The 21191-nt window shown below is 72.8% G+C and carries 19 protein-coding genes; 14 read left to right on the top strand and 5 right to left on the bottom strand.

Annotated features, from left to right (window positions below):
• Nucleotides 1-44 precede the first annotated feature (44 nt).
• Nucleotides 45-1232, top strand: coding sequence for a DUF4185 domain-containing protein (locus ACFYVL_RS41850; protein WP_389254886.1), 1188 nt, complete (start codon nucleotides 45-47; stop codon nucleotides 1230-1232).
• 64 nt (nucleotides 1233-1296) lie between these two features.
• Nucleotides 1297-2424, top strand: a complete 1128-nt coding sequence (locus ACFYVL_RS41845) for a serine hydrolase domain-containing protein (protein ID WP_389254884.1) — start codon at nucleotides 1297-1299, stop codon at nucleotides 2422-2424.
• A 112-nt stretch (nucleotides 2425-2536) separates the two neighbouring features.
• Here ACFYVL_RS41845 and ACFYVL_RS41840 read toward each other — a convergent pair whose 3' ends face one another.
• Nucleotides 2537-3646 (bottom strand): endonuclease/exonuclease/phosphatase family protein, encoded by a 1110-nt coding sequence (locus ACFYVL_RS41840; RefSeq protein WP_389254882.1) that lies wholly within the window; start codon nucleotides 3644-3646, stop codon nucleotides 2537-2539.
• Between the two features lie 180 nt (nucleotides 3647-3826).
• On the opposite strand from ACFYVL_RS41840, the gene ACFYVL_RS41835 reads away from it, so the two are divergent.
• The 5 genes from ACFYVL_RS41835 (at nucleotide 3827) to ACFYVL_RS41815 (ending at nucleotide 8580) form a co-directional block, all read left to right on the top strand.
• Complete coding sequence (locus tag ACFYVL_RS41835; RefSeq protein WP_389254880.1) at nucleotides 3827-4423, top strand: hypothetical protein; 597 nt, start codon at nucleotides 3827-3829, stop codon at nucleotides 4421-4423.
• A gap of 124 nt (nucleotides 4424-4547) precedes the next feature.
• Nucleotides 4548-5537, top strand: coding sequence for an ArsR/SmtB family transcription factor (locus ACFYVL_RS41830; RefSeq protein ID WP_389254878.1), 990 nt, complete (start codon nucleotides 4548-4550; stop codon nucleotides 5535-5537).
• 145 nt (nucleotides 5538-5682) lie between these two features.
• Nucleotides 5683-6612 (top strand): hypothetical protein, encoded by a 930-nt coding sequence (locus tag ACFYVL_RS41825; protein ID WP_389254876.1) that lies wholly within the window; start codon nucleotides 5683-5685, stop codon nucleotides 6610-6612.
• Nucleotides 6613-6772: 160 nt separating this feature from the next.
• Complete coding sequence (locus tag ACFYVL_RS41820) at nucleotides 6773-7522, top strand: SDR family oxidoreductase (protein WP_389254874.1); 750 nt, start codon at nucleotides 6773-6775, stop codon at nucleotides 7520-7522.
• A 182-nt stretch (nucleotides 7523-7704) separates the two neighbouring features.
• Nucleotides 7705-8580, top strand: coding sequence for a LysR substrate-binding domain-containing protein (locus tag ACFYVL_RS41815; protein WP_389254872.1), 876 nt, complete (start codon nucleotides 7705-7707; stop codon nucleotides 8578-8580).
• Between the two features lie 33 nt (nucleotides 8581-8613).
• On the opposite strand, the gene ACFYVL_RS41810 is transcribed toward ACFYVL_RS41815, so the two are convergent.
• Both ACFYVL_RS41810 and ACFYVL_RS41805 read right to left on the bottom strand, forming a co-directional pair.
• Complete coding sequence (locus tag ACFYVL_RS41810) at nucleotides 8614-9246, bottom strand: lipocalin family protein (protein ID WP_389254870.1); 633 nt, start codon at nucleotides 9244-9246, stop codon at nucleotides 8614-8616.
• A 141-nt stretch (nucleotides 9247-9387) separates the two neighbouring features.
• A complete protein-coding gene (locus ACFYVL_RS41805) occupies nucleotides 9388-9978 on the bottom strand; it encodes a DUF4383 domain-containing protein (protein ID WP_389254868.1) in 591 nt (196 codons plus the stop codon).
• 203 nt (nucleotides 9979-10181) lie between these two features.
• On the opposite strand from ACFYVL_RS41805, the gene ACFYVL_RS41800 reads away from it, so the two are divergent.
• A complete protein-coding gene (locus tag ACFYVL_RS41800; RefSeq protein ID WP_389254866.1) occupies nucleotides 10182-11225 on the top strand; it encodes a MerR family transcriptional regulator in 1044 nt (347 codons plus the stop codon).
• A 56-nt stretch (nucleotides 11226-11281) separates the two neighbouring features.
• Here the strand turns inward: ACFYVL_RS41800 and ACFYVL_RS41795 are convergent, their stop codons facing one another.
• On the bottom strand, nucleotides 11282-12544 hold the full coding sequence (locus ACFYVL_RS41795) for a serine hydrolase domain-containing protein (RefSeq protein WP_389254864.1): 1263 nt from the start codon (nucleotides 12542-12544) through the stop codon (nucleotides 11282-11284).
• Between the two features lie 371 nt (nucleotides 12545-12915).
• On the opposite strand from ACFYVL_RS41795, the gene ACFYVL_RS41790 reads away from it, so the two are divergent.
• From ACFYVL_RS41790 to ACFYVL_RS41765, 6 genes are all read left to right on the top strand, one after another.
• On the top strand, nucleotides 12916-13635 hold the full coding sequence (locus ACFYVL_RS41790; protein WP_389254862.1) for a haloacid dehalogenase type II: 720 nt from the start codon (nucleotides 12916-12918) through the stop codon (nucleotides 13633-13635).
• 210 nt (nucleotides 13636-13845) lie between these two features.
• Nucleotides 13846-14886 carry a GNAT family N-acetyltransferase gene (locus ACFYVL_RS41785; RefSeq protein WP_389254860.1) on the top strand — a complete coding sequence of 347 codons (1041 nt, stop codon included), beginning with the start codon at nucleotides 13846-13848 and terminating at the stop codon, nucleotides 14884-14886.
• A 101-nt stretch (nucleotides 14887-14987) separates the two neighbouring features.
• Nucleotides 14988-16247, top strand: coding sequence for an extracellular solute-binding protein (locus ACFYVL_RS41780; protein WP_389254858.1), 1260 nt, complete (start codon nucleotides 14988-14990; stop codon nucleotides 16245-16247).
• Nucleotides 16248-16375: 128 nt separating this feature from the next.
• On the top strand, nucleotides 16376-17335 hold the full coding sequence (locus tag ACFYVL_RS41775; protein ID WP_389254856.1) for a carbohydrate ABC transporter permease: 960 nt from the start codon (nucleotides 16376-16378) through the stop codon (nucleotides 17333-17335).
• The gene (locus ACFYVL_RS41770) at nucleotides 17332-18228 is read left to right on the top strand and encodes a carbohydrate ABC transporter permease (protein ID WP_389254854.1); all 897 of its coding nucleotides are present in this window, start codon (nucleotides 17332-17334) and stop codon (nucleotides 18226-18228) included. Before ACFYVL_RS41775 ends, ACFYVL_RS41770 begins: the two co-directional genes overlap by 4 nt.
• Before the next feature lie 247 nt (nucleotides 18229-18475).
• Nucleotides 18476-19444, top strand: a complete 969-nt coding sequence (locus tag ACFYVL_RS41765; RefSeq protein ID WP_389254852.1) for a helix-turn-helix domain-containing protein — start codon at nucleotides 18476-18478, stop codon at nucleotides 19442-19444.
• Between the two features lie 636 nt (nucleotides 19445-20080).
• On the opposite strand, the gene ACFYVL_RS41760 is transcribed toward ACFYVL_RS41765, so the two are convergent.
• Nucleotides 20081-20821 carry a GAF and ANTAR domain-containing protein gene (locus ACFYVL_RS41760; RefSeq protein ID WP_389254850.1) on the bottom strand — a complete coding sequence of 247 codons (741 nt, stop codon included), beginning with the start codon at nucleotides 20819-20821 and terminating at the stop codon, nucleotides 20081-20083.
• Between the last annotated feature and the right edge of the window lie 370 nt (nucleotides 20822-21191).

Raw genomic sequence — 21191 nt, 5'->3', positions numbered from 1 at the left:
CGCAGCACCTCCACCCCACCGCCTCTCCCCCAGGAGCGACCACCATGCCCGAACCGTCCCCCGGCACTCCCCGCCCCCGCGTCTCCCGCCGTGCCGCCCTCCGGGCCGGCGGCGGCGTCGCCCTCGGAGTCGGTCTGGCCGCCATCGCCCCGGCGACCCCCGCCGCGGCCCGCCAGAACGGCACCCCGCTCTGCGACGAGCCAGGAGACTCGGCCGCCGCCCAAGGAGTGGGCTCCAGCGACCTGGGCATTCCGTACTACCGCGAGCACGACGGCACGTACGGCTACGTCTTCGGCGACACCTGGACCGGGATGCAGCAGTACGGGGACTACCTGGGTTCCCCGGTCATGCTCTGCCAGTCGGGCTTCGACGCCTCGGGCGCGGCCCCCATCTCCTTCACCTGGGCGATGCCCACCGGCGGCGGGGCCCGCCAGCTGTTCGACTACCGCACCCGCGCGGACAACGGGTTCGGGTTCGAGGTGAGCCGCATCCCCAACGACTGCATCGAGTTCGGCGGCCGTACCTACCTCCAGTACACCTCGGTCGGGACCTGGACCCCGCCCGCGGGCTACGACGGCTCGCTGATGTCCGGTGTCGCCTACTCCGACGACCACGGCGTCACCTGGCGCGACTACCCGTACCACTGGCCCGGCGACATCCAGGGCGTGAACCAGTCGATGTACGGGATGTGGTCCTTCGCGGGCATCGACCCCGACGGCTGGCTGTACATCTTCTCCAAGCGGTGGAACGGCACCCACCGCAACACCGCCGACGGTGGCGCGATCCAGCTCTTCCGGATCCGGCCGGACCGGTTCCGGGCAGGCGACTTCGGGGCGCAGGAGAACTGGGCGCACCTGGACGGGCGGTGGCAGTGGACCACCGCCGCCGCGCCGACGCCCATCCTGACCGGCAACAACATCGGGGAGTTCTCGGTCAAGCGGATCGGCGACCGGTACTGCATGAGCTACTTCGACGTCACGGACTACTCGGTCTGCACCCGGACCGCGCCGCGGCCGGACGCGGTGTGGACCGCGCCCAAGCCGCAGATCGTCGGCGACAACCGCTGGCCGGCCAGTCACTGGGGCAAGCCGCAGGTGCCCACCCTGTACGGCGGCTACATCCATCCGGGCAGCGCGAGCGCGACCTCGCTGACCCTCATCGTCTCCCAGTGGCCGGGGGTCGAGCACCAACCGCCCTACCGGGTCCTGCAGTTCGACGGGATCAACCCCTGAGGTTCCGCCGCGCGGCCCGGCAGTCCGCCCCGCCGCCCTTCACCCCCTGACCGAGGAGAACACGATGAAGAAGCTCAGAGCCCGGTTCACGGCCGTCGTCGGCGCCGCCGCGGCGGTCGTCGTACTGGCGACGGCCACGGCCCACGCAGCCCCGGCCGACCCCCACGCCGCCACGCTCGCGGCACTCCGCACGTTCCAGTCCGCCGCGGGCCCCGGCGCGGCGGTCCACGCGGGCGACGCCGCCGGTTCCTGGACGCTCTCCGCAGGTACCGGAACGATCAACACCACCAAGCCGATCCAGGCCGACGAGGCGTTCCGCGTCGGCAGCCAGACCAAGACGTTCACCGCGGCGACCGTCCTGCAGCTCGTCGACGAGGGGAAGGTCTCCCTCGACAAGGACATCGACGCCTATCTGCCGGGCACGGTCAACGGCAACGGGTACGACGGCACCCGCATCACCGTGCGGCACCTGCTCCAGCACACCAGTGGCATCGCCACGTACGAGCCCCTCAACTCGCTCGCCCTGGCCGAGCCGGACGGCACCTTCCAGACGGCCAAGCTGGTGCGGGAGGGGCTGAAGCGGGCACCGGTCTCCGCGCCGGGCGCCGGCTTCACGTACTCGAACACGAACTACCTCGTTCTCGGCATGCTCATCGAGAAGGTGACGGGCCTGCCGGTCCACGAGGCCGTCACACGGCGGATCGTCGAACCCCTCGGGCTGACCCGCACCGTGTTCCCCGCCCCCGGCAACAGGGCCCTGCCCACTCCGGCCGTGCCCGGTTACCACGGCGTCCGGGTCGGGTCGTTCTACTTCTGGAGCGGGGTCATCTCCTACGACCCGTCCGTCTTCGCCGCCGCCGGGGCGATGGTGTCGACGCTGACGGACCTCAGCACCTTCTACGGGGCCCTGACCGCGGGCAAGGTCGTCTCCCCGGCGGCGCTGGCGGAGATGGAGAAGGTGCGGGACCTCGGAGGCGCCGGGTACGGGCTGGGGATCCTGAAGGTGAACCTCTCGTGCGGCGGCGCCGCCTGGGGGCACAACGGGGCGGTTCCCGGCTACTTCACGTACACCCTGGTCACCGAGGACGGGCGGCACGCCTCGGTGATGACCAACGCGTACCTGGCCTCGAACCCGTCCGCCGACAAGCTGAGCGCGCTGATGGACACGGCGCTGTGCGAGGGCCGGGCGTAGGGCCGCACTCCGCCCGCGGGGCGGCGCGGTGAGGGGGACCGGTCCAGCTGACCGGTCCCCCTTCTCCGCGTGTTCCCCGCGTGCTCGCCGCGCGGCGCCCGGGGAGGGTGGGTCAGCGGTGGCGGGTGGTGACCCGGAACGTGCTCAGTACGGCCTTGTGGTCGGTCGGCCAGGTCCAGTCGGGTTCCCAGAACCTGTCCCTGCCGGTCTCCCTGGTCCGGGTGTTGCGCACGATGGAGGCGGCGGGGCCGACGATGGTGCTGTCCAGCAGCCGCAGGCGCCTGTCCGGGTGGTAGAAGACGAAGTCGATGCGGTCGCGCTCGTCGGCCTTGGGTGCCCAGGTGAGTTCCTCCACCTTGGCGCCCGGGTTGTCGCTGGGCCAGGTGAAGCCGGGGGTGCGGACCGGGTCGGGGTGGATCTCGCGGTAGCTGTCCCGGAATCCGGCGGCCTCGATGGACTTCGTCGTGGACCACGGGATCACGGTGCCGCGGTGGTCGAAGAGGTGGCGCGTCCTGCGGGTCCAGTCGAGGTGCGAGGGCTCGTTGAAGTCCCCGGCGAGCAGGGTCAGTCGGCCCTTGCGGCGCTCCTTGGCGGCGTCGGCCAGCACGGTCCTGGTGACGGCGGTGCGGCCGGAAGCCTCGTTGAGCCGCATGATCAGGCCGGTGTCGGTGATCGGGCCGGTGGGGATCTCGCCCCAGCCGTACTCGGAGGTCTCCAGGGGCGCGGGCGTTCCGCCGCCGTAGCCGCGCGGGAGGTAGTTCACGTAGTAGCGGTACTCCAGGTGCCCGGAGTACGCGGCCACCTCGGTGCCGCCCACCGAGACGACCGCCTTCGACCAGGACGGGAAGGACTGGTGCTCGATGATCGGGTACCGGGATATCACCCCGGGGTCGGTGGGGTTGGCGTTGTCGTAGTAGGTCAGGCCGCGGGCCGCGAGGTCGGACAGCAGGGCGGCGACCCGCTCCGGGTTAGACTCGCTGAGCATCACGATGTCGGGGCGGACGGCGGCGACGGTGTCGGCGATGCCGGCGCGGCCGTTCTGCACACGGCTGCCGCCGAGCCAGATGTTGAACTGGAGGACCTTCAGCCGGGTGTGCGGGCCGCGGCGGTCCGCTCCGGGGAGTTCCGCACCGGCGGGGCGGGCCTCGGCCGTTCCCGTACCGACCACCCCCGCGCCCACGGTTGCTCCCAGCAGCCCGAGCAGTTCACGACGCCTCACCACGTACGACCTCCACACATCTCACCAGAACCACGTCCGAGCGGCGCTCGGCACACGCAGGGTGCAGTCTTGAGGGGCCCGGCGTACAGAGGGTGAACACCAGGCGTCGTGCGGCCCGGTCGCCTGTCGGACCCCGCTGTTACGTTGACGCGAGAACATCGCTTCGACCTCTGGAGAGGGCACATGTACGACGAACGGCTCGCGGAGTTCTCCCGTGAGCGGCTGGACGGCCGTCCCCTGCCCGACGACCTGCGTGTGCTGCTGGTGGCGCAGTGGGAGGGGCGCACCGACTTCGCCCACCTCCTGGACCTCGAATTCTTCGAGGCGGGAGAGCTCCACCCGTTCCTCGACACGAGCTACTTGAGCGAGCAGGAGCTCGCGGATCCGGAGATGCAGGCCGTCAACGCGGGAGTCGCGGAGATGGCCAGGTACGTCAAGCTGGTGGCGAAGGGCGGGAAGGGGTGGCTCGGCTACTGGCTGCACCCCGACGATCCGGCGGACGGGGCCTGGCCCCTGGTCGAGCTGGACACCGAGTTCTCCTTCTGGGGGCTGTCCGGCCGCACTCTGACCGAGGGCGCGGCGGCCGAGCGGGCCGGTTACCAGGACGAGCCCGACGAACGCGTCGCGTTCGCTCAGCTGGCCGCCGAGCTCGCCGGGCTCGGGCTGCCGCTGAGCACCCCGGACTTCGACGGCCTGGAGGAGATCGGGAGCGCGGTGGCCCCGGAGGAGCTCATGGAGCAGCTGACCGAGGCCGAACGCGAGAAGCGCGGCCTGGGCTGATCCGGCGGCGGGGGCTGCCCCATCGGTGCGGTGCGGGGGCAACTCATGTGTCCTGAACGGCCGTTGTGCGCTCCCGCGACTGCTGCGAGGCTGTGAGCCAGGCACAAGCGGAACGGAACGCTCAGTGAAACGGATTCACTTCACGGCCGAGGACTTCGCACGGACCCGTCTGGGACCGACGATCGGCGTGGCGGCGGAGACCCTCGACAGCCTCAAACTCCTCAAGGACCGGGACTCCCGGCGTGTGTTCAGCCTGTGGCGCGCGTCGGTGGGCAACCGGCTGGCCGACCGGGTCGGGCCGCTGGCCGCGCTGATGCCCGCGCACGGGCCCGCCGTCGATCTGGTGAGTCTCGCCGGGGACTCCGCTTCCATCGAGGAGTCGGTGGAGACCCTGCGGGCCGCGCCCCGCACCCTGCTGCGCGCCGAGCTGGAGAACATCAGGTTCGACCGGCAGCACCTTCCGTGGGCGCGGCTGCTGGCGGACGGCGACCGTGAGGTCCTGCGGGACCTGTCCTCGGCGCTCCGGGACTGTCACGAGGTCGCGGTCTCGCCCTACTGGCAGCGCGTCCGCTCGCATCTGGCGGCGGTCCGGTCCGCGTACGCGCGCACGCTCAGCGAAGGCGGGGTGGAGCAGTTGCTCGCCTCGCTCCCCGGGCCGGACCTGGTCTGGCGACCGCCCGTGCTGGAGATGCGGCACCCCCGGAACGCGGACGTCCATCTGAACGGGCGGGGCCTGGTGATCACGCCCACGATGTTCTCCTCGACCCAGGTGGAACTGCTGGTGGCGCCCTTGGAGCCGGACCGGACGCCGGTGCTGGCCGTGCCCGCCGCGGGCGGTGCGGGGGCGCTGTGGGGGACGGGCGGGAGCGGGGACGGTTCGCTGGGCGACCTGTTGGGACGTACGAGGGCGGAGACCCTGGAGGCGACGGTCGGCGGTTGCAGCACGCTGGAGCTGGCCCGCCGGCTGAACGTGTCGGCGGCAGCGGCGAGCTACCACGCGAAGGTGCTGCGCAACGCCCGGCTCATCACCACCACCCGGGACGGCAAAGCCGTACTGCACGTGGCCACGTCGCTGGGGATCAGCCTTCTGGAGTCGCACACCCCCCATGGCTGACGGGGACAGGCGTGCGGCCCCCCGCGCCGCACGCCGTCCCTTCCGGCACATCCTTCACCGGTGGGTGCTCGTGGGGCCATGTATTCGTCGGTGCTCAAAAGCAACCCGTCACGGGGGGGGCTGGGAGGAACTGCATCCGCCGCTGATGGCGCCCGCCACGTACGCCGTCGAGCCCCTGCCCACCGGGCCGCCGTGGCGGTTGTGGGAGGAGGTCGGCGAGGAAGCGGCTGCCGCGCAGGGCGTGTTCGCGCCGGTGTACTCCGTGTCGTTCGGCGCGCGGAACAAGGTCGTCATCGCCCCCAGTGACTCCCGTTCCCTGACCCTGGTTCCGGAGAAGTGCGAGGGCTACTGCCGGGGTGTGGACGGCCGGGCCGGGCCCAACCTGGCGTGCGAGGGATGCGGGCGGGCCGTGGCGACCCGGATGGACGACTGCGGGCTGTGGCAGGCGGTGTGGCTGGAGCCCGACGCGGTCGTACGGCGCCCCTCGGGGCTGCCCGCCGGGCCGCCTCCCGGCTGGGACGACCTGCGGCTCGCCGGGCACCGCCTCCCGCCCGTCGAACCCGACGGACGGTGGAGCCGCCGCTGGGAGGCGGCGGCCGGGGTCGCGCCGGCCCATCTGGTGGTGGCCACCGGGGGCCGCCCGGCGGCCCTCCCCGCCGGCCCCGTCACCGCACTGCTCGGGCCCGCCGTCGCCCGGTTTCTGCCGGCCGGTCCCGATGCCCGTACCGTGGAACTGGCCGGACCGGGGATTCCCGCGCCCCGCCCCCGTCCCGACGTGCTCCTCGTCCCCCGCCACCCCGTCACGGGCGCGCCCTGGCGCCCGCCCGGCGACGACGCGGCCGTGGTGCCGCTGGACAGCGGGGTCTGGGCGTATCTCGCCGGACCGGGCGAGACCTCTCCGATGCCCGCGACCGGGGTGCTTCCGCACGGCGTGCTGCGCGACGACTACCCCTTGCCGCCGTACCCCTGGTACCCGCTGACGCCCCACCGCCGCGCCTTCGTGGACACCCTGGCCGGGCTGCCCGCCGTCCGCACCGCGCGGCTGCGCGGGTTGTACGACGGGTACCGCGCCTGAGCGTGCGGCCGACCGCTGCAGGGCTGTCACCTGCGGGTATCGGCGGCATTTGTGGGGCGACCCGAAACTTTTGTTACCCGGTGACCGGATTGTCCACCTAGTGTCGGCCGTGCAACACGATCAAGCGGATCCCCAGCAATGACGTGAGGAAGTGCGGAACATGCCCGACAACACTCTGGCCGGCAAGGTCGCGGTCATCGGCGGCGGCGCGAAGAACCTCGGCGGGCTGATCAGCCGGACGTTCGCCGGGTCCGGAGCGAAGGTGGTCGTGCACCACCACACCTCCGAGAGCGACGCCGAGCAGACGGTCAAGGCGATCCAGGAGGCCGGTGGCCAGGCCGTCGCGGTCCAGGGCGACCTGACCAGGGTCGCGGACGTACGGCGGCTCTTCGACACCGCGGTGGACACCTACGGCGGTGCGGACATCGCGGTGAACACCACCGGAATGGTGCTGCGCAAGCCGATCCTGGAGACCACCGAGGAAGAGTACGACCGGATGTTCGGCGTCAACGCCAAGGCGGCGTACTTCTTCATCCAGGAGGCCGGACGGCGGCTGAACGACCACGGGAAGATCATCAGCCTGGGTACGTCGCTGCTGGCCGCCTTCACCGACGGCTACGCGACCTACGCCGGCGGCAAGGCACCGCTGGAGCACTTCACCCGGGCCGCGGCCAAGGAGTTCGCCGACCGCCGCATCTCGGTGAACACGGTGGCTCCCGGCCCGATGGACACGCCGTTCTTCTACCCGCAGGAGACCCCGGAGAGGGTGGAGTTCCACAAGTCGCAGGCGATGGGCAATCAGCTCACCCAGGTCGAGGACATCGTGCCGATCATCACGTTCCTCGCCACCGAGGGCTGGTGGTTCACCGGTCAGACGATGTTCCCCAACGGCGGCTACACCACGCGCTGACCCCGGCGGCCACTCCCCTGTCCCGCGGGTGCCGCACACCCGCGGGACAGCCGCGCGCCCGCGTACCGGGCAGGGGACCTGCTGTGCCGTACGCGGGCAGCAGGGCCACCCGTACGTACCATGTGGGCCGCCGGACCCCGTCCTCGTCCGTCACCACCACCGCCGCACCGAGGGGCGTTGTCTTGAACCCCGATCTGAACAAGCTCGAACACCTGGTCGCCATCGCGGAGGAGGGCAGCCTCACCCGCGCCGCCGCCCGGCTGCACCTGTCCCAGCAGGCCCTGTCCGCCTCCGTCAGGGTGCTCGAACGGGAGGTCGGCGTGCCGCTGCTGGAACGCGGCAGCACCGGCGTCACCGTGCTGCCGGCCGGCCAGGCGCTGGTCGAGGACGCCCGGGTACTGAGCGGCATGGCACGTTCCGCACTGCGGCGGGCCCGGCGGATCGGCCGGGGCGACCCCGAGACGCTGCGCATCGGCTACACGCCCGCCATCACGGGCGAGGAGATCGTCGTGCTGCTCGCCCCGGTGGCCGACACACCTCCCCGCTTCGTCCCCGAGGTCCATCAGCGCTATCCCGCCGAACTCACCGCGGCACTCCTGGCCGGTGACCTCGACATCGGGCTGTGCCGGGGCACCGCACCGGCCCACGGGCTGACCCGCGCCGACCTCGGCGAGCAACGCCTGCACATCGCCGTCGCCGCCGACCACCCCCTCGCCGCCCGCTCCTGTGTGGCCCTCGCCGAGCTGGCCGACGAGCCCTTCATGGTGTGGGGAACGCCCGGCAGCTCCGGCTACACCGATCTGCTCGTCGAGCACTGTCGCCGCGCCGGGTTCGAACCCCGCGTCGAGCGCACCGACCGCCAGGGCACACCCCCGGTCACCGCGGTCATCGGCACCGACAGGATCGCCTTCGTGACCGCCCCGCCGGGCCCCGCCGCAGGCGGCAGGGCGCGCATCGTGGCCCTCGAACCCCCGGTCCACGCACCGCTCCACGCCCTCTACCCCGCCCGGACCAACTGCCCCGCCCGGGACGCCTTCCTCGCCCGCGCGAGCCTGTGAGATCCCGGGTGAGACCTGCGGGGCCGGGGCGCGTCAGCAGAAGGGCTCGGCCGTGCGGGAGCCGCCGTCCTGCCGGGTCGTCAGGAACGTGCACGGGTCAAGCCCCGCCGCGCGGACGGCCTGCCGTGCCGCGTGCTGCCGCCCCTCGGTGAGACCGGGGGTGCGGGAGAGGACGAAGCCGGACCGGCGTGCGCTGTCGGTCACCACCGCCCACCGGTAGTCGCGGGCGATGCCGACGACGATGTAGTTGGCGTTCTCGCCGTGCCGGTAGCTTCCGTCGACGGCGACGAAGGACACGTTCAGCCGGGAACCGGTGGCGTCGAGCGGTTTGGCCTCGCCCTCGATGGAGCTCTCGACGCCCTGCCAGGTGGTGCAGCCGTTGCGCACGCTGAGCGAACCGGACGGTGTGAGCCCGTACTCCCCGTGCACGTTCTTCGCGCACTTGGCCTCGAACTCGCGCGGAACGGCGGCGAACTGGAACCACGGGCCGAGGTAGCGCGGCACGTCGAGGGTGCCGACCGACGCGGGCTCCGTGGCCGACGGCGCAGCTCCGGCGGGAGGTCCGGGGGCCGCCGCGCCGGTCGCGGTGAGCACGCAGGCCGCCGCGGCGGCGAGGGCGACCGCGGTGCGGACTGCGGTGCGGGCGGTCGTACGGACTGACTTCATCGGGGAACTCCACTCGGCTCGGCTCGTCGGTCTGTCGGCCGACCGGCTGTCGGCTCACGTGGCACCTTCACGCCCGACTGCCCCGGCGGACGCACCACAGTGCGCCGCCGGGGCAGAGTTCCCCCGGACGGGTGGACCCGCTCAGTGCGGTTGACCGCCGGCCGGCGGCAGTCCGCCGTGGCCGGTCGTCGGCATGACCTTCGAGGTGAGGGCCTGGGTGCGGCCGGCGGCAGCGACGCGGGCCCGGCGGCGCACGTCCTCGGCCGCGGCCTCCTGGGAGTGGCGGCTGCGCCAGTACGGGTTGTCGTGGGGCAGTCCGCCGCTGACCCTTCCGTACATCCCGAAGGTCATGATCAGCAGCCCCATCAGGAAGCTGAAGACGACGTTGGACATCCGGAAGTCCAGGAAGTTCGCGGGCTTGTCGAGGATGAACAGGTGCACGAAGCCGGAGAGCAGGAAGAGCACCCCGATGGTCATGTTCACGTTGGAGGCGAAGTTGCCTCCGACGATGGCCGCGCCCACCAGCAGGAGTCCGACGAGCACCGAGATCAGGCTGAGCAGGCCGTTGGTGGACATGCCCGCCACGCTCTCGCCGTTGGTGTCGAAGAAGGCGAGCTGGTTCGCGAAGCCGAGGCAGCCGAAGGCCAGCAGGATCAGCCCGCACAGGGCGGCGCCGGACCGGTAGACCTTGGCCAGTCGGTGGTCCACCGGGAGTTCGTCCTTGAGTTTCACTGTCGTGTCCTCACGTGCGGTTGCCGAACCTGACGCCCCTCCCGTACCACCACCATGCCGCTTGGGCCGCCGTGCGGCAGTGCGAAACGCTCCTGCGTCGTTTGCCGGCTCCTCCCACGGCACGGCTCCCCGTACGGCGGACGGCTCGCCCGGCCGGTCCTCGTCGGCGGGAGTGCAACAGTGTTGCGTCGTATGGTGGGAATGTGAGTCTTACGTCCGTACGGCAGGACGGCGGCACCGCTGCGGTGGCGCTGAGCACCGGTGCGGTCGCCCGCCGCTTCGGGGTCGCACCGACCACGCTGCGCACCTGGCACCGCCGGTACGGCATCGGCCCCACGGGCAGGGGCGGACAGCACCGACGGTGGGGGCCGCACGACGTGGCGGTGCTGGAGCGCATGTGCCGGCTGACCGCCGCGGGCGTCACCCCCGCCGAAGCGGCCCGCTCCGCGCTCGCTCCCCCGCCCCGCACCACGGACCGGCCCCCGCCTGCCCCGTTCCCCGCCGCTGACCCGGCCCCGCCCGCCCCGGCCCCTTCGCACGAGGAGGCCGACGGCCGGGTCGCCCCCGTTCGCACGGCTCCGGCGGGCGCTGCCGCCGACCGGTCCCTGGCGGAGTGCCGGGGGCTCACCCGGGCGGCCACCCGGCTCGACGCGTACGCCGTCGACCGGCTGCTGACGGCCGCGGTCGCCGAGCACGGACTGGTCGGGGCCTGGGAAGACGTGATCATGCCCGCGCTGCACTCGGTGGGCCGCAGGTGGCAGACCTCCGGAGACCGCTACGTCGAGGTCGAGCACCTGCTGTCCTGGCACGTCTCGCGGGTGCTCGGGCGCAGCGCGCCACCGCCCACCGGTCCTCCGCCGGCCCCGGGGAACCCGCCGGTGATGCTCGCCTGCCTGCCCGGGGAGATCCACACGCTGCCCCTGGAGGCGCTGGCCGCGGCACTGGCCGGTCTCGACGTGGCGGTGAGCATGTTCGGGGCGTCCGTCCCCGTCGTGGCACTGGAGGACGCGGTGCGCCGGACGGGGCCGCGCGCGATCGTGCTGTGGGCGCAGTCGCGCAGCACCGCGAGCCGCCCGCTCGCCGAGCACCTGGGGTCGATCGGCTGGGGGGTACGGGGCGCCCGGGTAAACCCCGCCGTGGTGCTGGCCGGCCCCGGCTGGTCGGGCCCGCACCGGCCGGGCACCCTGCGCCCCCGGGGACTGCGCGAGGCCCTCGACATGCTGCTCCCGTCCGGTGCGCCGCACTGACACAGCCGCGCTGACGCAGCCGCGCTGACCCACCGGACGGAAGCCTGGGCGGATCCTCAGCGGTTCTCGGGCAGGTCGGCCTCCGCCGGCAGCACGGAGCGCGTGCGCGGCGCCTTGGCCGACGGCGACGCGGGCACTGTGGGCTTGCCGCAGAAGGCCGCCTCCAGCACGCCGCCGAGCGCCGTGTTCACCGCGCCCCGGTTCGAGGTGTTCGCCATCGCGGAGAGCGAGCGGCGGCCGTCCCGGGTGGCGAAGGCGTAGGTGTAGAAGCCCTGCACGGTGCCGGTGTGCCCGTAGATCTGCGTGCCGCAGGACAGGTCGTAGCGGCGCAGGCCGAGCCCGTAGAAGCGGGTCCCCGTGGTGTCCGTCGGGGTGACGGTGGTCATCGCGTCCAGCATCCGGGGCGAGAGCAGACGGCCCCGCATGAGTGCGGTCGTGAAGGTGTTCAGGTCGGCGGTGTCGGAGATGACCGCACCGGCCGACTGCGCCCAGGAGACGGTCTGCTCCGTGGAGTCGACCAGCGGTGCGCCCTCCTCGTCGGGGTGGAGGTAGCCGCGCACGTGGGAGCCCTTGATCCGGGCATCCGGGTGGACGTAGGAGGTGTGACGCAGCCTCAGCGGCTTGATGATGCGGCGCTCGTACTGCTTGGCGACCGGGGTGCCGGTGGTCTTCTCGATGAGCATGCCGACGACGACGAAGTTGGCGTTGGAGTACTTGTAGGCCGCGCCGGGCTCGGTGGTGCGGGGCTCGGCCAGCGAGAGGTCGACGAGTTCCTGGTAGCTGAAGACCCGGTTGCGCACGGCTTCGAAGCCGGGCACGGTCCTGGCGAACATGGCGTCGGTGTAGTCGGCCAGACCGCTGCGGTGGGTGAGCAGGTGACGGACCGTGATGCGGTCGTCGGGCAGCAGTCCGGGCAGGTAGCGGTTGACCGGCGCGTCGAGTTCCAGCCGGCCCTCTTCGACGAGCTGGAGCAGGACGACGCTGGAGAAGGTCTTGCTGACGCTGCCGATGCGGAAGCGTGCCCGGGTGTCCATGGCCTCGCCGGACACCCGGTCGCGGACGCCCGCGGTACGGGTACGGACGCCGTCGGGGCCGGTGAAGCGGGCCATCGCGCCGGGAGCGCCCTTGGCCATGGCGGAGTTGAGAGCCGCGCTCACGCCGTCCATGTCGGGGGCGGGGACGGCGGGGGTCGCCGGTGCGGCGGGGGCCTTGGCGGCCGCCGGCGCCGCGACGGCCGCGGTGGCGGGGGCGAGGCCGCAGGCCAGGGCGGCGATCAGGGTGGCGCTGACGGCCAGACGTCTGTGCTTCGACTGGGTCACGTGACTTCCTCGTACTCGAAAGGTTCAGCGGAGCGGCACACCTGCGGGGTGCGCCGCGGGGGCCCGGGAGGGGCGCTCGCTGAGCGCCGTTCCGGGTCCCCATGGATCATGAGTGCCCGCACGCCGGGTCGGTTCCTCCACGGCGCGCCGACATTGAGTTCGAAGGTCCGGGTCTTGGCAAGGGTTCGCAGCCGGAGGTCTCTCGCACTGTCGTGCGGATGTCGTGCGTGTTGTGTGCGACGGGTACGGCAGCCGGGGACGTCGTGCCGGTTGCGGGGCGCGTCACGCGGTACGGGAATGCGGGTGGTTCGCCGCCGCGTTCGGCCAACTGCCGCCCCTTCGCACCTACTTCGCCGAGGAGTCCTCACCCCATGGCAGTGCCCGTGATCGATGCGCTCGTGTTCGACGTCCTGGGGACCCTCGTCGACGAACCCGCCGGGATCCGCGCCGGGATCCGTGAGTTCGCCCCGTCCCTCGACGGGCCCGAGGTCGAGCGGCTTCTCTCGCTGTGGCAGCGGCACGTCGACCGGGAGCAGCGACGTGTCCTCGACGGTGCCCGGCCCTACCTCACCACCGAGGAACTCGACCGGGAGGCCGCCCGGCTCGTCGCGGACGCCGCCGGGGCCGGCGACGCGGCCGCCGTGGAAGCGCTGGCCCTGTCGGCCCGCAGGCTTCCGCCGTGGCCCGACACCGTGGCCGGGCTCGCCCGACTCGCCGAGCACTTCCCGCTGATCGGGCTCTCCAACGCCGGCCGGACGGCCCTGCTGGAAATCAACGCCCACGCGGGTCTGCGCTGGCACCAGGCGCTGTCCGCCGAGGACGCCCGGACGTACAAACCCGATCCGGCCGTCTACCAATTGGCCGTGACCGCCTCCGGACGACCGCCGGAGCGGCTCCTGATGGTCGCCGCGCACGCCTGGGACCTGCGCGGCGCCCAGCGCCTCGGGCTGCGTACCGCCTATGTCGCCCGCCCCGTCGGCGACCCGCCCGCCCCGTCGGACACCTTCGACCTGCACGCCACCGGGCTCGCCGATCTGGCCCGCCGACTCGGACGGGCCACCGGGGACGGGGCGTGGGATTCCGGGTGGTAATCCGCCGCGTCCGGCCGCGCGCCTGTCACCGATGGCGGGCCGCGCGGTTACATTCGGTCGCATGCCCGTGTCCCGCGGATCCCTCCACTCCGGAACGGCCCTGGCGGCGGGGGCGCCGCCCGCCAGCGCGTGCGCGACCCGGCCCCCGACCTGCCCCGGCACGCTGCCGCACCTCCCGTGGGCGACGAAGCGGCGGGAAACGGAGGCGCAGTGCACCGCGCTCAGGTGAGGGAGTACCGGTCCGGTGACCGCGCCGCGCTCCTCGACGCCTGGGGGCGCAGCTTCCCCCGCGACCCCGTGACCGCCCTCCAGTGGCGGGAGAAGGTGCTTCTCGACGCGAACTTCGAGCCGGAACTCCTGCGGGTCGCCGAGCACGACGGTCAGGTGCTGGGCGCCGCCCACGGAGTACGGCGTCTGGTCACCGACGCCACCGGACCGGCGCACCCCTCTGCCGGGTCCGGCAAGGGGTGGGTGCCGTTCTTCTTCACGGTGCCGCGTGCGCGCGGTGCGGGGCTGGGCCGGCGGTTGCTCTCCGAGGTGCTGCACGGGCTGGAGCAACGCGGCTGCCACCAGGTCGACTTCGCCTCCTACACCCCGCACTACTGGCTGCCCGGCCTCGACCGGGACGCCTCCCCGCACGCGGCGGCGCTGCTCGCCTCCTGCGGATTCGGCGCCTACGGCCACGCGGTGGCCATGGAGCGGGACCTGACCGGGTTCACGGTCCCCGCCGGCGTGCGGCGCAGGGAGGAGGAGCTGACGGCGTCCGGGTACCGCTTCGCCGAACTGGACGACGGGACCGACGACAGCCTCGTGGACCTGCTGCGCCTGGCCGCCGACGAGTTCAGCCCCGACTGGGCCGGGACGGTACGCCGCTGTGTGCGCGGCGGGATGCCGCTCGGGCAGATCCTGCTCGTGCGGGATCCGTCGGGCGGGCCGGCCGGGTGGGCGATGCACGGGGCGTACGACGGCGACGTGGAGCGGTTCGGCCCGTTCGGGGTGTCCGCCCGGCACCGCGGTACCGGGCTCGGCGCCGTCCTGCTGCACCGCACGCTGTGCCGGATGCGCGAGCGGGGTGCCGGGCGCGCCTGGTTCCTGTGGGGGGACGAGACCAGCGCCGCCGGGCGCCTCTATCTGCGTACCGGCTTTCGGACCGTGCGCTCCTTCACGCTGCTGCGCAGACCTGCCGCCGTACCGTCGGCGGCGGGGCCGCCCGGGGTGCCGCGCGCGGACGGCGCGGAGCGCGCCGGGTGAGGCGCCGCGGGTTCCTGCGCTCAGCGGCGGCGGCCGGGGCCGGGTGGGGTGCCTCGGGGTGTGCGCCGGGGGCGTCCGGGTCCCGCCGGAGCGAGCTTACGGTGCTGTCCCACTACGGCAGCGAGCCGCAGAAGTCCGCGTTCGAGCGGGTGCTCGCGGAGTGGAACGCGGATCCGCGCCGGGTGCGGGTGGTGTCGATCGCCGTGCGGTACGCGGACCTGCTGACCACCGCCATGGTCCGCCAGGCCGCCGGGCAGGGCGCCGACATCCTCCACCCGTACGCCCTGTGGACCGGGCAGTTGGTGCGGGCCGGGGTGCTGCGGCCGGCGCCGCCCGCCGTGTCCGCGGAGATCCGCCGCGCGTTCTCCGGGTCGGCGGTCGCCGCCGCGACTGTCGACGGTGCACTGTACGGGTGCCCGACGGAGGTCCAGACGTACGCCCTCTACTGCAACATGCGGCTGCTCAGGGCGGCCGGTGTCCTGCGACCGCCGCGCACTTGGGCGGAGCTGGAGGACACCGCGTACCGCTGCGCCGCCCGCGACCGGCACGGCAACAGTCTCGTCCAGGGGTTCGGGCTCTCGCGCGTCGAGGACGCGACCGTCGTCGGTCAGACGCTGGCACTGCTCGCGTCGGCCGGCGCCTCGGCCAGGACGTCCGGTCTCCACGCCTCCGGCGGCCGGACCACGGTCGACTCCCCCGCGCTGCGCGCGGTGCTCGGGCTGGAGAAGCGGCTGATCGACCGGGGGGCCAGCAGCCCCGGCACCAGCCTCTACAAGGAGTTCCCGTCGGGCCGGGTCGCCATGGCGATCAACGGCGGATGGTGGACCGGCAGCCTGCGCCGCACGATGGGCGACGCCTACCGGGACGTCACCGTGGTCCCCGTGCCCGGCCCCACGACCGCCGGTACCGGGACGACCACCACGAGCTTCCTGCTGGGGGTGAACGCCGCCTGCCCGCGCCCGGAGGCCGCGTGGGAGTTCCTGCGGTGGCTCAGCCTGCGGCCCGCGCCCGCGCCGGGCGCGCGCTCGGGAGCGCGGGCCGCCGTCCGGGCGCCGGAGACGCCGATGACGCCGATGACGCCGGTGACCAGGATGAGTGCCCTCCAGGTGTCGGTCGGTTCGATGACCGCGCACCGCCGGGACATGGAGGTGCTGCTCGGTGCGGCGGACGACCCGCGCGTCCGCCCCTTCCTCGACGCCCTCCACTACGCGAGCGCCGAACCGGGCGGGCCGTACGCGCAGCGGACCAAGTCCGTACTGCGCAAGAACATCGAGGAAGTATGGGCCGGACGCCGCGGCGTGGAGTCCGCGCTGCGCACCGCCCAGCGCCAGATCGACCGCGAAGCCGCACGGCACACCTGACCTCCCGCGGGCCGCCGCCCGCGCTCGAACCCGTACCCCCCCCAGGACCTCGTAGCCCCAGGACTTCGCAACTCCCGCACCCCGCAACCCGCAACTCCCTGACCTCGTACCCCAAGGACGGAGGCCCCATGGCCGCATCCGCCACGGCGGCCCGCAGCCGCCCGCAGCAGGCGTCGACGCGGCGCGGCCACTCCGGCACCGCTGCCGGCGCCCGGCGGCGCCAGCGGGTCACCGCCTATCTGTTCCTGGCGCCCACGCTGCTCTTCTTCGCCCTGTTCCTGCTGGTTCCGCTGCTGTTCTCGCTGGTCCTCGCGCTGTCTCGCTGGTCGGGGTTCCGGCTCTCCGACATCCGTCCGGTCGGCCCGGAGAACTTCGCCGACCTCTTCTCGCGCGGCTCCACCTTCCTCTCGCCCGTGCTGACCAACACCCTGCTGTACGCGACGGGGACGGTGGTCCTCGCGACGGCAGGGGGGCTGCTGGTGGCCGTCTGCATCTCCCGGCTGCGCTTCCAGGGCTTCTGGCGCACCCTGTACTTCCTGCCCGCCGTCACCACCGTGGTCGCCATCGGCAACGTGTGGAAGTTCATGTACGAGCCCGGCGGTCTGCTCAACGGTGTGTTCGACGCGCTGGGCCTGGCCTTCCCCGCCCTCCTCCACCAGCCGGGGACCGCGCTGCCCGCCGTGGTGGTCGTCCAGGCGTGGGCCTGTCTGGGGACGGCGGTGCTCATTCTCGGCGCGGGTCTGAACGCGATTCCGCGGGAGTACTACGAGGCCGCCGCCCTGGACGGGGCGGGCTCCTTCACCACGTTCCGGCGGATCACGCTGCCGCTGCTGCGGCCGTCGCTGATGTTCGTGGTGCTCACGCAGTTCCTCGCCGGGCTCCAGTCGTTCGCCCTGATCATCGTCATGACCGGGGACGGCGGCCCCGGGGACTCCGCGAACGTGGCGGCGCTGGAGATGTACCAGAGCGCGTTCAAGTTCGGCGACTGGGGGCCGGCGAGCGCGGCGGCCTTCACGCTGTTCGCGGTGATCCTCGTCCTCACGCTGGTCCAGCTGTGGTTCTTCCGGCGGAAGGGGGAGGCGGTATGACGTCCCGTCAGCGGCCCCGCTCGCCGCTGCGGCGCGGCTTCCCTTGGCTCGCCCTGTCCGTGGTGGCCGTCGGGGCGGTGCTCATGGCGGTTCCGTTCCTGGACCTGGTGATGTCGTCGTTCAAGGGGCCCGGCGAGTACGGCAAGGTGCCCTACCGCTTCCTGCCCATGTCCTTCGGGCTGTCGAACTACCGGGCCGCGTTCGCCCAGCTGGACCTGCCGCTGCTGTTCCGCAACAGCGTGACCGCGACCGCGGTGGTCACCTTCTCCACCCTGCTGACCTCGTCGCTGGCGGGCTACGCGCTCGCCAAGCTGCGCTTTCCCGGCCGGGACCTGATCTTCCGCCTCGTCCTGGCGACCATGATGTTCCCCGCCTTCCTCTTCTTCATCCCGCACTTCCTGATCCTGGTGCACTGGCCGCTGGCGGGCGGCAACGGCATCGGGGGCAGCGGGGGCGCGGGGCTGACCGCCACGGGTGCGGCCCTGGTGATGCCGTTCCTGGTGTCCGGGTTCGGGATCTTCCTGATGCGTCAGTTCATCGTCGGCATCCCCGACGAGGTGCTGGAGGCCGCACGGCTGGACGGGGCCGGGGAGTTCACGCTGTGGTGGCGGATCGTGGTGCCGCAGACCAAACCGGTCGCCCTCACGCTGGCGCTGCTCACCTTCGTCAACACGTGGAACGAGTACATCTGGGCACTGCTGGTGTCGACGGCCAACCCCGGGCTGATGACGCTGCCCGTGGGCATCCAGCTGCTGCAGAGCTTCCTGGATCCCGACCGCATGGTGCCCGTGATGATGGCCGGGCTCGTCGTGAGCACACTGCCCGTGCTGGTGCTCTTCCTGTTCCTGCAGAAGCACTACGTACGCGGAATCATGCTCAGCGGGCTCAAGTAGCCGCCGATCGGTCCGGAAACGTACCGGGCCGGTCCGGAGTCCGGGCCGGACCGGACGGTCTCGGCACGGCATCGCCCAGTCCCGGGCAGGCTCCGCTCCGCGCCGGAGCCTTCAGGCCATGTTGGGCGGGTGCCGAGCCATGTCGGCGGGGGAGCGTGTGAGGCGTACGGGGCGGGCGCATGCCTTTCCCGCGCCGTCGCAACGTTTCCGTCGCAACGTTTCCGTCGCAACGTCTGGAGGGGCCCCTGTGGCGTATTCGGAGATCGACACGACGAGTCTGCCGCCCGAGGACCGGTTCGCCTGGTGGCACGAGGTGGTGGGGCGAGGGGTGGCGCCGGTCCGGGTCGCCACCGAGCACGCCGACGACTTCGTGGGCCGTGCGGGATTCGTGCCCCTGGGGGCCGTGCACCTGACGACGATGTCCTTCCCCTCCCTGTCGTCGGAGCGCCCCGCGCAGCTCGTCCGCCGCTCCGACCCGGAGACGTACGAACTCGCCCTGATCCTGGACGGGTCCATGCACGTCGCCCAGGAACGCTGTGAAACCCAGCTGTCCGCGGGGGACTTCGCGATGTGGACCTCCTCACGGCCGTACGCCGGGCGGGCGGTCAGCGGGCCGGCCGGGGCATCGCGCGCCGTCATGCTGCACCTTCCGCAGTCGCTCGTCCCGCTGCCGCAGGCCAGGGTCCGGCCGTTGCTCGCCCGCGGACTGTCGGCGCGGTCGGGCATGGGCAGGATCCTCGCCCAGTACCTGGAGTCCCTGGTCCAGCAGGCACCCGCACTGGACGAGGAGGCGAGCCGCCGGCTCGGCGCGACGAGCCTCGATCTGGCAGTCGGCTTCCTCGCCCAGCATGCAGGCACCCAGGAACGGCTCCCGCCGGAGACCCGGCACCAGGTGCTGCTGGCCGCGATCGACACCTTCATCGAGGACCGCCTGGCCGACCCCCGGCTGTCCCCGGGCATGATCGCGGCGAGACACCACATCTCCGTACGCCTTCTCCACCAGCTCTTTCGCGGACGCCCGGAGACGGTGTCCGCCCGGATCCGCCGCCGGAGGCTGGAGCGGTGCCGCGAGGACCTCACGGCGCCGGGCCTGCGGGCGCTGCCGGTGCATGCCATCGGCGCTCGCTGGGGCATGGGCACACCGGCGGGCTTCAGCCGCGCGTTCCGTGCCGCCTACGGCATCTCCCCCGGTGAACACCGCCGGACGGCGCCGTGAGGGTGACCGGCGCCGTGAGGGAGAACGGCGCCGTGCACGCGAAGCCAACGTTTCCCGCACGCTGAGCCAATGACCGCGCTCCGGCCTGCGGGGAGACTGAGGGGGTAAGAGCGGCAGGCACCGGGGCCCGTCACTGGCATCCAGCACTGAACAGCCGCCAGAGGCTGGCGAGTTGACGAGGTCAGAGGGAGACCCGGCAGCTTCGCTCCCGCCGACGGCCGACCCCATCGGCATGCCGGCCCTGGCCCCGAGCCGCTGCCACCGAGACCCACTGGAGCCGTATCGCCGACGGCACGGCTCCAGTCACCCGTCCGCACCGAGGGCACCTAGCGCGAGCGCCGTCCTGGGGGACCCCGGCCTCGCGCCCTCCGGTCGCCGCCGCGCGGACGCGGCGGCGACCGGACGCACCCTTGCTCCCCCACGGGGAAGAGCGGACCCGCGCCACCTCGGCGTACGCGCCCGGAATCCGGACCTTCGACTCCCTCAGGGCCTCGCTGAGCGCACGGGCCGTCCCGGCGAACGCGTCCAGGCACCGGTCTCCGCCCGTTGCTCCCGGTCGGGCGCGGATGACACGCTCCACGCCCGCCGGGTCGGCCCCGGAGTCCGCCGCGCAACGGGCGTGACCCCGGCCGCCGGTCATGTCACGGCGCCTCCGTCGATGTCGGCCGGGAGGTCCCCCTGCACAATGCGGGTGGCCAGGTCGATGAGGCTCTGCTGCCGGGACCGGGCATGGCCGCGCAGCCAGGCGAAGGCGGAGTCCGCGTCGAGCCCGAGGCGGGCGACCAGCATGCCCTCCGCCTGCTTGACCACGACGCGCGACTCCAGCGCGGTCTCCAGCTGGCCGATCGCCGCGTCCTTGGCGAGCAGGGCCTGCCGGTACTGCAGGCTGGCCCCGGCCGCGTCGGCCAGCACCCGTGCCAGGCGCAGGTCCTCGCGCGTGGGCACCCGCGCGGTGCTCAGCAGGCCGAGGGCGCCCAGCGGGTACGGCGGGACGACGAGCGGAAGGGTGGCGATGCTGGTGATGCCGGCGCGCAGCGCGCGCGGGGTGAAGTGGGGCCACCGGTGGAAGGCGGGATGGGCGGCGCGCAGCAGGACCGGGTCCAGGGCCCTACCGGTGCGGGTGCTGTCCAGACAGGGACCCTCGTCCAGTTCGATCTCGTCCTCGGCCAGGCGCCGGCACGTCTCGTCGGACGCGGCGAGGCAGTCGACCCCGCCGGACTCGTTGAGGACGGTGACGTTCGCCGAGCACACGCCCAGCAGGCCGACCACGTGCCCGGTCAGATCGTGCAGCAGTTCCAGAACACCGAAGCCGTCCGCGCGGGAGGCCAGGTCGAACACGGCCTCGGCAACGATGACTTCCTGTCGTGCAGCAGACATCTCAAGTCCGTTCCGTCACCTCCCGGGCACACGGCAACGAGCGAGGGCCAGGCCCGGAGTGGAGAACGCACGGAGAGGTACGCCAGATTATGGGCGGCTGCAGAGAGCCGTGTGACGCCCGTCGGCGGAAAGCGCTCCCCTCCCTTCGCACGCGTCCGCCCGAGCCGCCGCTGTGGCCGGTCCCACCCCGCCGGAGCGACTCACGGTACGGCGTCAGCGTAGCCGCGCGGCGCGAAAAGGGAATGGGCGCGGAGCCAATGATTCAGCCATTCACACCCAAGCGCGGCTGACTGTTTATCCCTGGGCTGCCATCAGGCCAGGTGGCGAGATTCGACCAATGCGACGGGGAAACCCCCGGTTCGGCTTGCGC

It is taken from the genome of Streptomyces sp. NPDC004111 (genome assembly GCF_042874215.1).
Lineage (GTDB): Bacteria > Actinomycetota > Actinomycetes > Streptomycetales > Streptomycetaceae > Streptomyces.
This window is presented reverse-complemented; position numbering and strand designations above follow the sequence as displayed.

Excerpts from the sequence above, each read along its gene's own strand:
- ACFYVL_RS41850 (WP_389254886.1), top strand. The coding sequence starts at position 45 with ATGCCCGAACCGTCCCCCGGCACTCCCCGCCCCCGCGTCTCCCGCCGT.
- ACFYVL_RS41845 (WP_389254884.1), top strand. The coding sequence starts at position 1,297 with ATGAAGAAGCTCAGAGCCCGGTTCACGGCCGTCGTCGGCGCCGCCGCG.
- ACFYVL_RS41835 (WP_389254880.1), top strand. The coding sequence starts at position 3,827 with ATGTACGACGAACGGCTCGCGGAGTTCTCCCGTGAGCGGCTGGACGGC.
- ACFYVL_RS41825 (WP_389254876.1), top strand. The coding sequence starts at position 5,683 with ATGGCGCCCGCCACGTACGCCGTCGAGCCCCTGCCCACCGGGCCGCCG.
- ACFYVL_RS41820 (WP_389254874.1), top strand. The coding sequence starts at position 6,773 with ATGCCCGACAACACTCTGGCCGGCAAGGTCGCGGTCATCGGCGGCGGC.
- ACFYVL_RS41810 (WP_389254870.1), bottom strand. The coding sequence starts at position 9,246 with ATGAAGTCAGTCCGTACGACCGCCCGCACCGCAGTCCGCACCGCGGTC.
- ACFYVL_RS41790 (WP_389254862.1), top strand. The coding sequence starts at position 12,916 with ATGGCAGTGCCCGTGATCGATGCGCTCGTGTTCGACGTCCTGGGGACC.
- ACFYVL_RS41775 (WP_389254856.1), top strand. The coding sequence starts at position 16,376 with ATGGCCGCATCCGCCACGGCGGCCCGCAGCCGCCCGCAGCAGGCGTCG.
- ACFYVL_RS41770 (WP_389254854.1), top strand. The coding sequence starts at position 17,332 with ATGACGTCCCGTCAGCGGCCCCGCTCGCCGCTGCGGCGCGGCTTCCCT.
- ACFYVL_RS41760 (WP_389254850.1), bottom strand. The coding sequence starts at position 20,821 with ATGTCTGCTGCACGACAGGAAGTCATCGTTGCCGAGGCCGTGTTCGAC.